The sequence below is a fragment of the Streptomyces flaveolus genome (assembly GCF_014648815.1).
Taxonomy (GTDB): Bacteria; Actinomycetota; Actinomycetes; order Streptomycetales; family Streptomycetaceae; genus Streptomyces; species Streptomyces flaveolus.
This window is the reverse complement of the sequence record NZ_BMRV01000002.1, coordinates 721,863-735,393: the sequence shown is the minus strand read 5'-3', so window position 1 is coordinate 735,393 and position 13,531 is coordinate 721,863. Positions and strand designations below refer to the sequence as shown.

The 13,531-nt window shown below is 71.4% G+C and carries 14 protein-coding genes; 9 read left to right on the top strand and 5 right to left on the bottom strand.

Going from position 1 to position 13,531, the window contains the following annotated elements; all coding sequences use genetic code 11:
* Window positions 1-80: 80 nt before the first annotated feature.
* A complete protein-coding gene (tuf, locus tag IEZ05_RS07300; protein ID WP_030572546.1) occupies window positions 81-1,274 on the top strand; it encodes an elongation factor Tu in 1,194 nt (397 codons plus the stop codon).
* A 213-nt stretch (window positions 1,275-1,487) separates the two neighbouring features.
* A complete protein-coding gene (locus tag IEZ05_RS07295; RefSeq protein ID WP_189229158.1) occupies window positions 1,488-2,684 on the top strand; it encodes a hypothetical protein in 1,197 nt (398 codons plus the stop codon).
* A gap of 76 nt (window positions 2,685-2,760) precedes the next feature.
* On the opposite strand, the gene IEZ05_RS07290 is transcribed toward IEZ05_RS07295, so the two are convergent.
* The 3 genes from IEZ05_RS07290 to IEZ05_RS07280 all read right to left on the bottom strand — a co-directional run bounded on the left by IEZ05_RS07290 (window position 2,761) and on the right by IEZ05_RS07280 (window position 6,292).
* On the bottom strand, window positions 2,761-4,155 hold the full coding sequence (locus IEZ05_RS07290; RefSeq protein WP_189229157.1) for an alpha-lytic protease prodomain-containing protein: 1,395 nt from the start codon (window positions 4,153-4,155) through the stop codon (window positions 2,761-2,763).
* A 120-nt stretch (window positions 4,156-4,275) separates the two neighbouring features.
* Window positions 4,276-5,238 (bottom strand): LysR family transcriptional regulator, encoded by a 963-nt coding sequence (locus tag IEZ05_RS07285; protein WP_189229156.1) that lies wholly within the window; start codon window positions 5,236-5,238, stop codon window positions 4,276-4,278.
* Between the two features lie 91 nt (window positions 5,239-5,329).
* The gene (locus tag IEZ05_RS07280; RefSeq protein WP_189229233.1) at window positions 5,330-6,292 is read right to left on the bottom strand and encodes a helix-turn-helix transcriptional regulator; all 963 of its coding nucleotides are present in this window, start codon (window positions 6,290-6,292) and stop codon (window positions 5,330-5,332) included.
* Between the two features lie 74 nt (window positions 6,293-6,366).
* On the opposite strand from IEZ05_RS07280, the gene IEZ05_RS07275 reads away from it, so the two are divergent.
* On the top strand, window positions 6,367-6,759 hold the full coding sequence (locus IEZ05_RS07275) for a VOC family protein (RefSeq protein ID WP_189229155.1): 393 nt from the start codon (window positions 6,367-6,369) through the stop codon (window positions 6,757-6,759).
* Window positions 6,760-7,029: 270 nt separating this feature from the next.
* Here IEZ05_RS07275 and IEZ05_RS07270 read toward each other — a convergent pair whose 3' ends face one another.
* A complete protein-coding gene (locus tag IEZ05_RS07270) occupies window positions 7,030-7,461 on the bottom strand; it encodes an ATP-binding protein (RefSeq protein ID WP_189229154.1) in 432 nt (143 codons plus the stop codon).
* Between the two features lie 156 nt (window positions 7,462-7,617).
* Here IEZ05_RS07270 and IEZ05_RS07265 point away from each other — a divergent pair, with 156 nt between their 5' ends.
* Together IEZ05_RS07265 and IEZ05_RS07260 are read left to right on the top strand one after the other, a co-directional pair.
* Window positions 7,618-8,466 (top strand): helix-turn-helix domain-containing protein, encoded by an 849-nt coding sequence (locus tag IEZ05_RS07265; protein ID WP_189229153.1) that lies wholly within the window; start codon window positions 7,618-7,620, stop codon window positions 8,464-8,466.
* Window positions 8,463-8,666, top strand: a complete 204-nt coding sequence (locus IEZ05_RS07260; RefSeq protein WP_189229152.1) for a DUF397 domain-containing protein — start codon at window positions 8,463-8,465, stop codon at window positions 8,664-8,666. Before IEZ05_RS07265 ends, IEZ05_RS07260 begins: the two co-directional genes overlap by 4 nt.
* On the opposite strand, the gene IEZ05_RS07255 is transcribed toward IEZ05_RS07260, so the two are convergent.
* On the bottom strand, window positions 8,617-9,519 hold the full coding sequence (locus IEZ05_RS07255) for a helix-turn-helix transcriptional regulator (RefSeq protein ID WP_189229151.1): 903 nt from the start codon (window positions 9,517-9,519) through the stop codon (window positions 8,617-8,619). The two genes, IEZ05_RS07260 and IEZ05_RS07255, sit on opposite strands and share 50 nt — an antisense overlap.
* Window positions 9,520-9,596: 77 nt before the next feature.
* Here IEZ05_RS07255 and IEZ05_RS07250 point away from each other — a divergent pair, with 77 nt between their 5' ends.
* The 4 genes from IEZ05_RS07250 (at window position 9,597) to IEZ05_RS07235 (ending at window position 13,506) form a co-directional block, all read left to right on the top strand.
* Window positions 9,597-10,361, top strand: a complete 765-nt coding sequence (locus IEZ05_RS07250) for an SDR family oxidoreductase (protein ID WP_189229150.1) — start codon at window positions 9,597-9,599, stop codon at window positions 10,359-10,361.
* A gap of 1 nt (window position 10,362) precedes the next feature.
* Window positions 10,363-10,572: a 4-oxalocrotonate tautomerase family protein gene (locus IEZ05_RS07245; protein WP_189229149.1), complete on the top strand. Its 210-nt coding sequence runs from the start codon at window positions 10,363-10,365 to the stop codon at window positions 10,570-10,572.
* Between the two features lie 249 nt (window positions 10,573-10,821).
* Window positions 10,822-12,180, top strand: a complete 1,359-nt coding sequence (gene gdhA / locus IEZ05_RS07240; protein WP_189229148.1) for an NADP-specific glutamate dehydrogenase — start codon at window positions 10,822-10,824, stop codon at window positions 12,178-12,180.
* A 150-nt stretch (window positions 12,181-12,330) separates the two neighbouring features.
* Complete coding sequence (locus IEZ05_RS07235) at window positions 12,331-13,506, top strand: acyltransferase family protein (protein WP_189229147.1); 1,176 nt, start codon at window positions 12,331-12,333, stop codon at window positions 13,504-13,506.
* Window positions 13,507-13,531 lie beyond the last annotated feature (25 nt).

The following is a 13,531-nucleotide window of genomic DNA, read 5'->3' as shown; positions in this document are numbered from 1 at the left end:
ACCCGGGTCCGGGTTTCCCAGCAAAGATCACCTGGCGCCGATGAGTAAGGCGTACCAGAACCACTCTCAGGAGGACCCCCGTGGCGAAGGCGAAGTTCGAGCGGACTAAGCCGCACGTCAACATCGGCACCATCGGTCACATCGACCACGGTAAGACGACCCTCACGGCCGCCATTACCAAGGTGCTGCACGACGCGTACCCGGACCTGAACGAGGCCTCGGCCTTCGACCAGATCGACAAGGCTCCCGAGGAGCGCCAGCGCGGTATCACCATCTCCATCGCGCACGTCGAGTACCAGACCGAGACGCGTCACTACGCCCACGTCGACTGCCCCGGTCACGCGGACTACATCAAGAACATGATCACGGGTGCGGCGCAGATGGACGGCGCCATCCTCGTGGTCGCCGCCACCGACGGCCCGATGCCGCAGACCAAGGAGCACGTGCTCCTGGCCCGCCAGGTCGGCGTCCCGTACATCGTCGTCGCGCTGAACAAGGCCGACATGGTGGACGACGAGGAGATCCTGGAGCTCGTCGAGCTCGAGGTGCGTGAGCTCCTCTCCGAGTACGAGTTCCCGGGCGACGACCTGCCGGTCGTCAAGGTGTCCGCTCTGAAGGCCCTTGAGGGCGACAAGGAGTGGGGCCAGTCCGTCCTCGACCTGATGAAGGCCGTCGACGAGTCGATCCCGGAGCCCGAGCGCGACGTCGACAAGCCGTTCCTGATGCCGATCGAGGACGTCTTCACCATCACCGGTCGCGGTACGGTCGTCACCGGCCGCATCGAGCGTGGTGTCCTCAAGGTCAACGAGACCGTCGACATCATCGGCATCAAGACCGAGAAGACCACCACCACGGTCACCGGCATCGAGATGTTCCGGAAGCTCCTCGACGAGGGCCAGGCCGGTGAGAACGTCGGTCTGCTGCTTCGCGGTATCAAGCGCGAGGACGTCGAGCGCGGCCAGGTCATCATCAAGCCGGGCTCGGTCACCCCGCACACCGAGTTCGAGGCGCAGGCCTACATCCTGTCCAAGGACGAGGGTGGCCGCCACACGCCGTTCTTCAACAACTACCGTCCGCAGTTCTACTTCCGTACGACGGACGTGACCGGCGTCGTGACCCTCCCCGAGGGCACCGAGATGGTCATGCCGGGTGACAACACCGAGATGAAGGTGGAGCTCATCCAGCCCGTCGCCATGGAAGAGGGCCTGAAGTTCGCCATCCGTGAGGGTGGCCGGACCGTGGGCGCCGGCCAGGTCACCAAGATCAACAAGTAAGCTCCGCTTGCTTGGTGGGTCGCATGACCTGACCTGGGCTTGATGCCTGAGAGGACCCGCACGACTTCGGTCGCGCGGGTCCTTTCGCGTGGTCCGTCGATACCGGTTGGATCACGGCTCGCGCCGACGTCTGTGGGCGCCCTGTGAAGATCGGGAACACTGGTTCGATCACTGACCGGCGAGAGTTTCGCACCGGACCACGAGAGCGAGCCCGTGAGCACTGTCCCGCCCCCCGAGCGTCCCGACGACCGGGAACCGTCGCCGTCCCTCTCCGACGAACAGTTGGACGCGTTCCTGCGGGAGGCCGCCGCGGGGGGCGCCGCGGCGCCCAAGGAGCCGTCCGCGCGGGCGCGGATGGTGACGGAGCGGCTGCGGGCGCAGGACGAGGCGGCGGCGGCCTCCGGCGGCCGGCGGTGGAGGCGGGAGAAGGCCGCGCCACCGGCGCAGCCGCCGGGGTGGCGGACGGGTCCGGCGTGGCAGGAGACGAACGGCGGGCGCAGCCGCCGGCGTCGGATCAAGTCGGCCGTCGGGGTGCTGGTGGCCGTCGCGGTCGCCGTGCTCGTCGTGAAGCCCTCACTGGTCTTCGACGGAATACCCGAGGAGCCGTCGGGAGCCGCCGGGTCGCCGCTGCCCGCGGAGACAGCACTGCCCAGCACCGCACCCGGCGGCGCGGCCCTGCCCGAGGAGCCCACTCACGAGCGGCCGTTCCTCGGCTCGCCGGCGGAGCGGTGGGCGGAGGGTGCGGACGCCATCGAGCTGCCGCGGGCGAAGGCGACCGGCGGGATGAGCAAGGCCGACGTGGAGCTGGCGCTGCGCCGCACGAAGGACTTCCTGGTGGCGAGCAACATCGATCCCGCCGTGCTGCGCGGGGCGCGGCCCACCGCCGCGTTCGACGTACTGGACCCGTTGGACTCGGAGATGCGGTCGCGGATGGAGCGGGCGCTGACCGGTCCCACGCGGGACGACGACCCCACCATGTTCTTCAGCCGCTTCGACCCGGCCGAGGTGCGTGTGCTGGGCGACACGGTCAAGGTCAGGGGCCACATGAGCTTCACCGCCGGTGATCCCGGCCAGGTGGAGGTGCACGCGGACTACACCTTCGTCTATCCCCTCGTACGTGCCGGGCAGGACTTCAGCCCCGTGACCCGGACCATCGTGCGCCGCCAGGTCACGATGCTGCTGTCGGACCCGGGGCAGTGGCAGGCCACGGCGGGCAAACTGAGGCTCTTCGAGTACAACGTCGACCGGGCCAACGACTCGTGCGAGGACGAGGGAGGCTATCTGGAACCCACCTTCCCCGACGACGTCTACACCGGTGAGCAGGGCGGCGGCCCGACCGTCGACCCGTACGACCGCAGCCGGCCGATCGACCAGGGGCAGACGGAGTGCGGCACCGTCATGCGCACCTGAACACGGACGGGCCCGGGCGCTCTCCCGCTGCGCACCCGGGCCCTGCCCCCGTGTCCCCCGTGGGGCGGTCAGTGGATCACATGCGCTGCCACAGGGCCGGGACGTTCGACGGCTCCCAGCCCGGCTGGGCCTGGTGGCCCTGGAGGCAGCGGTACGTGGCACCGCCGTACGTCACCGTGTCGCCCGGCTGGTAGACCGTGCCGGCCGCCCAGGTGCCGCCGCCGGGCGGGGGCTCCTCGGGGCCGCCGCCGTCACCGGACGTCTTCAGGGTGAGCCCGTAGTTCGTCAGGAGCGGGTTGATCGGCTGGAAGAAGGTCTCGCCGCCGCTGCTGCAGTTGCCCGAGCCGCCCGAGGTGACGCCCTGGGCCTGGCTGCCGGAGATGTACGAGCCGCCGGAGTCACCGGGCTCGGCGCACACCGTGGTGCGGGTGACGCCGGAGACGGTGCCCTCCTGGTAGCTGACGCTGGTGTTCAGCTGCTGGACGGTGCCGCAGTGCCAGCCGGTCGTCGAACCGGAGCGGCACACGGAGGAGCCGACCGTCGCCTGCGTGGATCCGGCGACCTGGACGCTCTGCCCGCCGGCGCCGTTGACGTACGGGGTCGCCGTCCAGCTGGAGTTGGTCGCCACCCACGCCATGTCGCGGCCGGGGAAGACCGAGCCCTGGAAGGTGCCCTGGGCGACCCGGTTGGCGCCGCTCGTGCCGGCGCCGGCCCGGCCACAGTGACCGGCGGTGGCGAAGCCCTGCTGGGTGCCCTTGGTGACCGGGAAGCCGATCGAGCAGCGTCCGCTGTTGTTGATGTAGTACGCCTCGCCGCCCCGCAGGTCGTAGAAGGTGCGGGGACGCTCGGTGCGCCTCTCGACGCGGGCGAGGGACTTGTCGACCCCGGCCGCGGCCAGCAGCGCACGGGCCGCGGCCGGGCGTACGGCCTCCACGACGAGGGTGTTGGTGCGCGTGTCGACGTACCAGACGGGCGCGTCGGCGGTGTTCCGGCCGGTCGCCGTCCGGTCCAGGCGGGCCTTGGCCGCGTCCAGGTCGGCCAGCGAGTGGCGTACGACCTTCGCCTCGGCACCCTGTGCCTCGATCGCGCCGACGTCGCCCGCGTCGGTCGTCGCCACGGTCAGTGTGCCGGACTCGGCGCCCCGCACCCAGGCGCCCGCGAAGTCGCCGCCGAGCGCTGTCCGCAGGCGGCCCGCCACGGCGCCCGCCTCGGCCTCGTTCACCAGGCGCCGTTCGGCCTGCTGCCGGTCCAGGCCGAGGTCGCGCTGCATGGCGCGGAGCAGGGCGGGCGGGGCGGCGTCGGTGCGGAGGGTCTGTGCCGCGGAGGGCGCCGGCGGCTGCGCGGCCTCGGCCGCCCCGGCGCTCGCGGAGCCGCTGAGCCCGGCCACGAGCAGGGCGGCCGTCGCCGCGAGGGCGGCGCCCGCGGCTCTTGCCCTGGTGTGTCGCGGGGACACGGAGGACAGGGAGGACATGGGGAACTCCTCGGTCTCGGTGGGGAGGTGCCGAAACCGTAGGGAGGGCCGGCCGGTGGGCATAAGACACCGGCCGGCCCTCTCCCCGGCGTTATGGAACCCCGGGGGGCGCCCCGGGGCTCAGCCCACGGCCGCCGCGTCGCCGTGCGCCGAGAGCCACGCGGTGTAGCTGTCGCTGCCCGCGGCGACGCCCGCGTGGGCGATGCGGGCCTGCGCGAGGACGGTGGCGGCGGTGTCCTGCCGCTGGGTCCCGGCGTGCCAGCCGAGCAGGTGCCGCCAGGCCAGGGGCGTGCCGGTGAGGGGCCGGGTAACGAGGCCGGGCGTGGTCGGGAACGTCGCCCGGCACAGCCCCACCGCCCGGCCCACCTGCACGAGGTGCACCAGGGAGGCGGTGTCCGTCTCGTACATGCGGTGCGGAGTGAACCCGGCGCGGGCGCAGGACGCGGTGAAGCAGTCCCCGAAGCAGCCGTCACCGGGCACGCAGGCCCACTCCTCGCCGGCCAGCTCGGTCAGGTCCAGCTCGGGGCGGTGGGCGAGCGGGTGACCGTCGGGCACCATGACGAACACCGGGTCGACGGCGACCTCCCGCCAGACCAGGCCCTCCGCGCCGGGCGGGGCCGCCGACCCGCAGGTCCCGGCGAGGGCGAAGTCCAGCCGCCCTTCGACGAGCTGCTCGGCCAGCTCCCGTTCCGACCAGGACGTACAGGTCGTCATCCGGGCGTCCGGTGCCACGCCCGCCAGCCGGTCCACCAGGGCGCCCAGCAGGGGGCCGTGGGTGCCGCCCAGCCGGAGCCGCTCGGCGGTGCGCGGGGCCGCGCGGGCGAACCTGGCCGCCTCCTGCTGGAGTTCGGTGACCGCGGGCAGCACGATCCGGCTGCGCTCCAGCACCAGTTCCCCCAGCGCGGTGGCCCGCACGCCGTGCCGGCCACGCTCGAACAGGGCACCGCCCAGGGCGCGTTCGATCCGCTTGAGCTGTGCGCTCAACGCGGGCTGCGCGAGCCCGAGCGCCGTCGCCGCCCTGGTGAGGCTGCCGGCGTCGGCGATGGCCCGGACCGTCCTGAGATGCCGCAACTCCAGCTCCATGAGGGGAGCTTGCGACGCGGGAGGGGTGGGGGCAAGGGGTTGGTTCGGACCATTGTTGAGAGCTGTCCCGTCGGCAGACCGGGAACAGCGGTCAGGACTCCACGTCCGTGTTGTCCTCGACGAGCTGCCGCGCGTGCCGTACCAGTGCGTCCCGTACGGAGTCCGGGGCCAGGACGTGCAGAGGTGTGCCCAGGCCGAGCAGGTATGTGGCCAGGCCCTCGGGGGTGGGGCCGCCGACCTCGACGATCGTGGTGTCGGGGCCCTCGGCGCGGTGGGTGCCGACGGTGGACGGGATGAGCCGCAGTGCCTGGTCGAGTGGGATCGGGAGGCGGATCGTCGCCCACAGCGGGTAGGGGCCGGTGGCGGTGGAGCGGGAGACGAGCAGCGCCGGGTCGGGCGGGTCGGTGATCTCCACCGGGCGTCCGGTGGGCTGGAGCCGCTGGACGCGGTCGGCCCGGAAGGTCCGCCACCGGTCCCGCTCCACGTCGCGGGCCACGAAGTACCAGCGGCGTCCGGTGTGGACCAGGCGGTACGGGTCGACGTCCCGGATCGTGGCCCGCCCCTCCCAGTCGCGGTACGACAGCCGGGCGCGCTCGGCCCGGCGGCAGGCGGTGGCCAGTTCCAGCAGCATGCCGGGCGGGACCTGCGGCTCGTCGGTCCTCGGGGTCTGGACGAAGGCGGCGTCCATGTCGCCCAGCCGGTCCGCGACCCGCCGGGGCAGCACCTGCCGCAGCTTCAGCAGCGCCGACAGGGCCGCCTGATCACCACCGAGCGCCCCGCTCAGGGCGGCCTCCCGCAGCCCGACGGCCACGGCGAGCGCCTCCTCGTCGTCCAGGATCAGCGGCGGCGTACTCGTGCCGGGGCGCAGGCGGTAGCCGCCCCAGGGGCCGGGGTCGGACTCGACGGCGTAGCCGAGCTCGCGCAACCGGGCGATGTCCCGGCGCACCGTCCGCTCGGTGACCTCGATGCGGGTGGCCAGCTCACCGCAGGTCCAGGTGGGCCGGACGGCCAGCAGGGAGACCAGCCGCAGCAGACGGGCGGACGTACTCAGCATGTCGGCGAAGTCTTCCACACGCCGTCGCATGACCAGGACCGAATCTGTCCTGGTCGCGTCCTACCGTTCCCTCCATGACCACCACCACGGAAAACACCGCGCCCGCGCTCCGCTACTCGGCCGTCACCTTCGACTGCCCCGACCCCGCGGACATGGCCCGCTTCTACGGCGAGGCCCTCGGCCTGTCCGTCGTCTTCTCCACCGACGACTTCGTCCTGCTCGGTCAGAAGGACGGTTCGCCGGGCCTCGGCTTCAACCGTCTGGCCGACTACCGCCGGCCCACCTGGCCGGACCCCGCGCAGGAGAAGCAGGCCCACATCGACCTCGGCGCCGACGACCTGGACGCGGCCGAGGCACGGCTGCTGACCCTCGGCGCCACGAAGCCCGACTTCCAGCCGGACCCGGAACGGTGGCGGGTGCTGCTGGACCCGGCGGGGCATCCGTTCTGCGTGTCGACGGTGGCGTGAGCGGGCCCGCGCACTACGGCCCCTGCGGGGAGCGACTGGATGTGGCAGCCGAGGCCGATCGCGAGGAGGGACAGCTCCTTGTGCTATCCATCGGGAAGGGCCAATCTTCCTTGGTGGTCAGGCCCTCGCACTGGGATGCCAGTCCCCGCGGGGGCCGACCTTTTTGCGGTCGTGTGCGCTGAGCGTAGGGGAGCCGAGGGCTCGGAAATCCAGCTGAGCCGGTGATGTTCACCCGCCCGCCCTTGGTCGGGCACCGACCGCGCCGCAACCTCAGAACGTGGGTTCCGGTGGCGTGAAACGCAGTTCGGCCCACACGGTCTTGTGCGGAAAGCGGCCCTCCGTCACTCCCCAGCGGTGGGCGAACGCCTCCACCAGCAGCAGGCCGCGGCCCGATTCCGCGTCGGGGTCGGGTGTTCGGAGCTCGGGGAGCCGTTCGCCCCGGGTGTCCGTGACCTCGATGCGCAGGGTGTCGCCGACGACGTACAGCGTGAGCCGGAAATCGCGGCCGGGTACGCGTCCGTGGTCCGCCGCGTTGGCTGCCAGCTCGGCGACGACGTGCCGTGCCGGGTCCAGCGGCACTCCCCAGGAACGGAGCTGTTCGGTCGCGAGCAGGCGGGCCAGGCGGGCACCGCGTGGCGTGGGGGAGAGCAGCAGGCTGAAGTTGCGTACGGACGTCGCGAGTTCGGCGGATTCCTGATTCACGTCACTCAGCGTGGCGGCGCCTGCGTACCGTGAGAAGTGACTCAGCGGGTACGTACGGTCACTGTCCGGTCGTTGTCCGGTGGTGTCGGTGCTGTCGGGAGGGGCCTGCGGGTAGGGCGCTGGGGCAACGCTGCGAGTACGACGAAGGGGCGCGGGATGGCGGTCGAGGTGGACGAGCCGGGGTGGGAGGTGGACCCTGACGACGAGTGGGGCGTCGCGGTCATCGCCACGGTGGGACGGCAGTTGAAACTCCGCCGCGAGGCGGTGGGGATGCGGGCTGCCGACTTCGGAGTGGCCGTCGGGTACGGGGAGGACCTCGTCTACAAGGTCGAGGGCGGCAAGCGGATTCCCCGGCAGGAGTATCTGGACAGAGCCGACGAGGTGTTGGGCGCGGGCGGGCTCATCGCGGCGACGTGGGAGGACGTGAAGAAGGTCCGGTACCCGAAGAAGGTCCGGGAGCTGGGCCAGTTGGAGGCCAGAGCGGTCGAGATCGGCCTCTACGAGTGCCACATCATCCCGGGTCTGCTGCAAACGCGGGACCACGCACGAGCTGTGATCGGGGCAGCGCAGCCACCGTACTCACCGGACGATGTCGAACGGATGGTGGCCGCTCGTCTGGCCCGGCAGTCAGTCTTCGAACGCTCTCCTGCTCCAGCGCTCAGCTTCGTCCTGGAAGAGGGGGTTCTGCGGCGTCCCATCGGCGGCACAATGGTCTGGTGTCAGCAGCTTGAACGTCTGCTGGAGGTGGGGCGGTTGCACAACGTCGTGCTCCAAGTGATGCCAATGAACTGCGACACCCACTCCGGCTTGGACGGACGGATCGAGTTGCTGAAGTTCCCGGACGGTACGGCGGTGGGCCGCTCCGACGGTGCTTTCAACGGTCGACCGACCCCGGATCCCAAGCACCTGCGCATTCTTGAGCTGCGGTATGGCACCATCCGGGCTCAGGCGCTCTCACCTCGGGAATCGCTGGCCTTCGTCGAGCAACTGCTGGGAGAAACATGATCCGCAAGACCACTGCCGTCTCCGAGCTGGCGTGGTTCAAGAGCAGCTACAGCGGTGGAAACGACGGCAACTCCTGCGTCGAACTGGCCCTCACCCCCGGCACCGTCCACGTCCGCGACTCGAAGCACACCGACGGTCCCCGCCTGGCCCTCACCCCCGCTGCCTGGACGCACTTCCTTCCGTACGCGTCGGAGCGCTGACGACCTCCTGCGTCCCGACGACCGCCAGCAGCTCCAGCAGCCCCGCGCTGTCCGTCCCGACGGCCGGGGTGAACCAGAGCAGTCGCTGTCGTCCGTCCTCGCTGAACAGGTTGAGGCAGTTGACCTCGATGACGCCGATCGTGGGGTGCACGATGCGCTTGCGGTCGTCGCGCCGGAAGGCCACGTCATGGTCGGCCCACAGCGCGGCGAACTCGGGGGAGACGTCGAGCAGCGTGCGGATCATCGCGCCGACCTCCGGGTCCTTCGCGTCCCTGCGCGCGGCGGCGGCCCGCAGGTCGGCGACGAAGGCGCGGGACTGGCTCTCGTGGTCGGCCTCGGGATGCAGGAGCCGGGCGTCGGGCTCGGTGAACCACCGGTGGACGAAGCTCGCCCGGGGCCCCCGGAAACCGGACTGGTCCCCGACCAGCGCCACGGCCAGCGGATTCTGTACGAGGGTGACGTGCAGGTCGGTGATCACCTGCGCCGGGGTCGAGGTCAGCCGACCGAGCAGGTCGAGCATGCCGGGGTGCACGTGCGAGGCGGCCCCGCCCTGCACGGGCACCGGCCGGTCCGCGAGCCGGTACAGGTAGTCCCGCTCGTCGGCGGACAGCCGCAGCGCCCTCGCCAGCGCGGCGATCATCTGCTCGGACGGCTGGGATCCGGCCCCGCGCTCCAGCTCGTTGTAGTAGTCCACCGACGCCCCGGCGAGCTGGGCCACCTCCTCGCGGCGCAGCCCCGGCACCCGGCGCCGCGGCCCGGCCGGGAGCCCGACGTCGGCCGGGCGGATGCGCTCCCGCCGCGACCGCAGGAACGCTCCCAGCTCGGCGTACTTCACAGCGCTCATGCCGTCCATTCTGCGCCGGGCCGGGCCGCCGACCCAGGGGATGTCATCCCCTGGCTGCGCGGGCCGCCGCGGCGCATCGTGGAGTCATGACCACGAACACGAATCAGAACCCGACCCCCGCGGCCGTACGCGTCGCCGTCGTCACCGGCGGATCCCGCGGCATCGGCCGGGCGGTCTCCGAGAAGCTCGCCCAGGACGGCCTGGCCGTCGTCGTGAACTACGCCCACGGTGCCGGGGCCGCCGAGGAGACGGTGGCCGCGATCACCGCCGCCGGCGGGCGGGCGATCGCCGTACAGGCCGATGTGGCGGAGGAGAAGGAGGTCGCCGCGCTGTTCGACCGGGCGGAGGAGGAGTTCGGCGGCGTCGACGTGGTGGTGAACTCGGCCGGACGGATGACCCTGTCGACCATCGCCGACCTGGACCTGGCGGCACTGGACGCCATGCACCGCACCAACATCCGCGGCACCTTCGTCGTCGCCCAGCAGGCGGCCCGGCGGCTGCGGGCGGGCGGCTCCTTCGTGGGGTTCTCGACCTCCGTGGTCGGCGCGCAGTTCCCGACCTACGGGGCATACACGGCGAGCAAGGGCGCTGTAGAGGCGATGATCCTGATCATGGCGCGTGAGCTGCGCGGCCGGGACATCACGGTGAACGCCGTGGCCCCCGGACCCACGGCCACGGACCTGTTCCTCGCGGACAAGACGCCCGAGCGGATCGAGCAGCTCGCCAAGACCCCGCCCCTGGAGCGGCTGGGCACCCCGGAGGACATCGCCGCCGTGGTCGCCTTCCTGAGCAGCCCCGCCGGACACTGGGTGAACGGCCAGGTCCTGCGCGCCAACGGAGGGCTGGTCTGACATGCCCTTCGCCCACTTCAAGGTCCCCGCGGGCACCGTCACCGCCGAGGACAAGCGGAAGATCGTCGAGCGCACCACCGACCTGTACGCGGAGATCTACGGCGAGCGGGCCCGCGCCACCACCGTCGTCCTCGTGGACGAGGTCGCCGACGGCGGCTGGGGCGTCGCCGGGAACGTCCTCACGGCGGCGATGCTCAACGGCGACGCGTAACCCGGGCGGCCGGCCGCCGCCTTCGTCGCGGTGCGTCACCGGGAGCCGGTATGTGACGCCCTGGTCTCACATACTGGTCAGGGCGCAGACCGAACACTGGCCAGGGTGTTTACATGCGCGTAACACTCAAGTGTCCCCGCGCGCGGCAACGGCGCCGAGCGCCCTTCACCGGACCGGACCGGAGTAACGTCGGCCGCCCCTCCCGGCGCCCTCCCGGTCCCGGTGTCAGCCGTGTCAGAAAGGGCTTCTGTGACGACGCGATCCGAGTCGAAGACCACGCTCGACCACCTGCTCACCGAGATCGAACACCGCAACCCGGCCCAGCCGGAGTTCCACCAGGCCGTCCACGAGGTCCTGGAGACGCTGGCCCCCGTGGTCGCGGCCAGGCCCGAGTACGCGGAGCCGGGTCTCATCGAGCGGCTGGTCGAGCCGGAGCGGCAGGTCATCTTCCGGGTGCCGTGGCAGGACGACCAGGGGCGGGTCCAGGTCAACCGCGGCTTCCGGGTGGAGTTCAACAGCGCGCTCGGCCCGTACAAGGGCGGTCTGCGCTTCCACCCCTCCGTCAACCTGGGCGTCATCAAGTTCCTGGGCTTCGAGCAGATCTTCAAGAACGCGCTGACCGGCCTCGGCATCGGCGGCGGCAAGGGCGGCAGCGACTTCGACCCGCACGGGCGCAGCGACGCGGAGGTCATGCGGTTCTGCCAGTCGTTCATGACGGAGCTGTACCGGCACATCGGCGAGCACACGGACGTCCCGGCGGGTGACATCGGCGTCGGCGGCCGGGAGATCGGCTACCTGTTCGGCCAGTACCGGCGGATCACCAACCGCTGGGAGGCCGGCGTCCTCACCGGCAAGGGCGCGGGCTGGGGCGGCTCGCTGATCCGCCCCGAGGCGACCGGGTACGGCAACGTCCTCTTCGCGGCGGCGATGCTGCGGGAGCGCGGTGAGGACCTGGAGGGCCAGACCGCGGTCGTGTCCGGCTCCGGGAACGTGGCGATCTACACGATCGAGAAGCTGACCGCCCTCGGCGCGAACGCCGTGACCTGCTCGGACTCGTCCGGCTACGTCGTCGACGAGAAGGGCATCGACCTGGACCTGCTCAAGCAGATCAAGGAGGTCGAACGCGGCCGGGTCGACGCCTACGCCGAGCGGCGGGGCTCCTCGGCGCGCTTCGTGCCCGGCGGACGGGTCTGGGAGGTCCCGGCCGACATCGCGCTGCCGTCGGCCACGCAGAACGAACTCGACGAGAACGACGCCGCCGCGCTGATCCGCAACGGCGTCAAGGCGGTCTCCGAGGGCGCCAACATGCCGACCACCCCCGAGGCCGTCCACCTCCTCCAGCGCTCGGGCGTCGCCTTCGGCCCCGGCAAGGCGGCCAACGCGGGCGGAGTCGCGGTCAGCGCCCTGGAGATGGCCCAGAACCACGCCCGTACGTCGTGGTCGGCGGAGCGCGTCGAGGACGAGCTGACGCAGATCATGAACGACATCCACACCACCTGCCACGAGACCGCCGAGCGCTACGGTGCCCCCGGCGACTACGTGACGGGCGCCAACATCGCCGGCTTCGAGCGCGTCGCCGACGCGATGCTCGCCCAGGGCGTCATCTGACGTACGGGTGAACTCGCCGCCAACGCCGAACGGGGCGTTGGCGGCGAGTCGTTGAAAGCACTACCGCTGTCGTGAACGGTGTTCTTGGCTGGACGGATGGTGCGTGCGGCGGACAGTGGAACACCGATACCCGAGCGGGTCGCGGGACGGATGACGGGGCGAGTCGCGGGGCGGTCGAGCAAACCGCTGCCGCCGCTCGCCGTGACCGTGCCGAGCGATCCGGCCGCGCCCGCCGGACGGCCGTCGCGGCGCGCCCGGTCGGGCGGACGCCTGTACGTCATCGACGGCATCCGGCTGCTCGCCGCGCTGATGGTGGCCGTGCACCACTACGCCGGGACCTGGCGGGCCGACCGCCCCGGCAACCCGATCTGGGGCCGGCCGGTCTCCGAGATCATGCCGACGGTGTTCCGGTTCGCCTCCTACGGCTGGATCGGCGTCGAGATCTTCTTCGTGATCAGCGGCTTCGTGATCTGCATGTCGTGCTGGGGGCGCACCCCGCGCCAGTTCTTCGTCTCCCGGGTGATCCGGCTCTACCCGGCGTACTGGTTCGCGGTCGTCTTCACCACGGCCGTCCTGATCGCCGTACCGGGCGTGTGGGAACGCCTCCGCCTGCGCGAGGTGCTGCTCAACCTGACCATGCTCCAGTCCGGCTCGGCCGTACCCAACGTCGACGGCGTCTACTGGACCCTCTGGTCCGAGCTGCGTTTCTACCTGCTCTTCCTCGTCGTGGTCGCCATGGGGCTGACGTACCGCAGGGTGGTCCTGTTCTGCTGCCTGTGGGGCGCGGTGGCGATGCTCGCGCCCGTCGCCCGCCTGCCCTTGCTGGAGCTGATCGCCAACCCGGACGGCGCCTGGTACTTCATCGCGGGCCTCGCCCTGTACCTCATGCACCGCTTCGGCCAGGACCTCCTGCTGTGGGGCATCCTCGCCATGGCGTGGCTCATGGGCCAGCTGGAGCTCGGCAACCGCATCGCGGAGGTCGAGCACGTCTCCGGCTGGCGGGGGAGCGTGCTGATCTTCACCGTCTTCCTGCTCTTCATGGTCGCCGTGGCGCTCGGGTACACGGACCGCATCCGCTGGAAGTGGCTGGTCACGGCGGGTGCCATGACGTACCCCCTCTACCTCGTCCACTACGCGGCCGGTACCGCCCTCATCAACCGCCTCCACGACACCATGGACGCCCGCCTCCTGGTGGCCGCGGTCATCGCCGGCTTCCTGGTACTGAGCTACCTCGTCCACCGGTGCGTGGAACGCCCCGTGTCCCGGCTGCTGAAGAAGGGCCTGGACACGTCCTTCGCCCGGCTGCGCAACGCGGGGGGCCACTGACAGGCGGTTCGTCCGGGGCACGCGG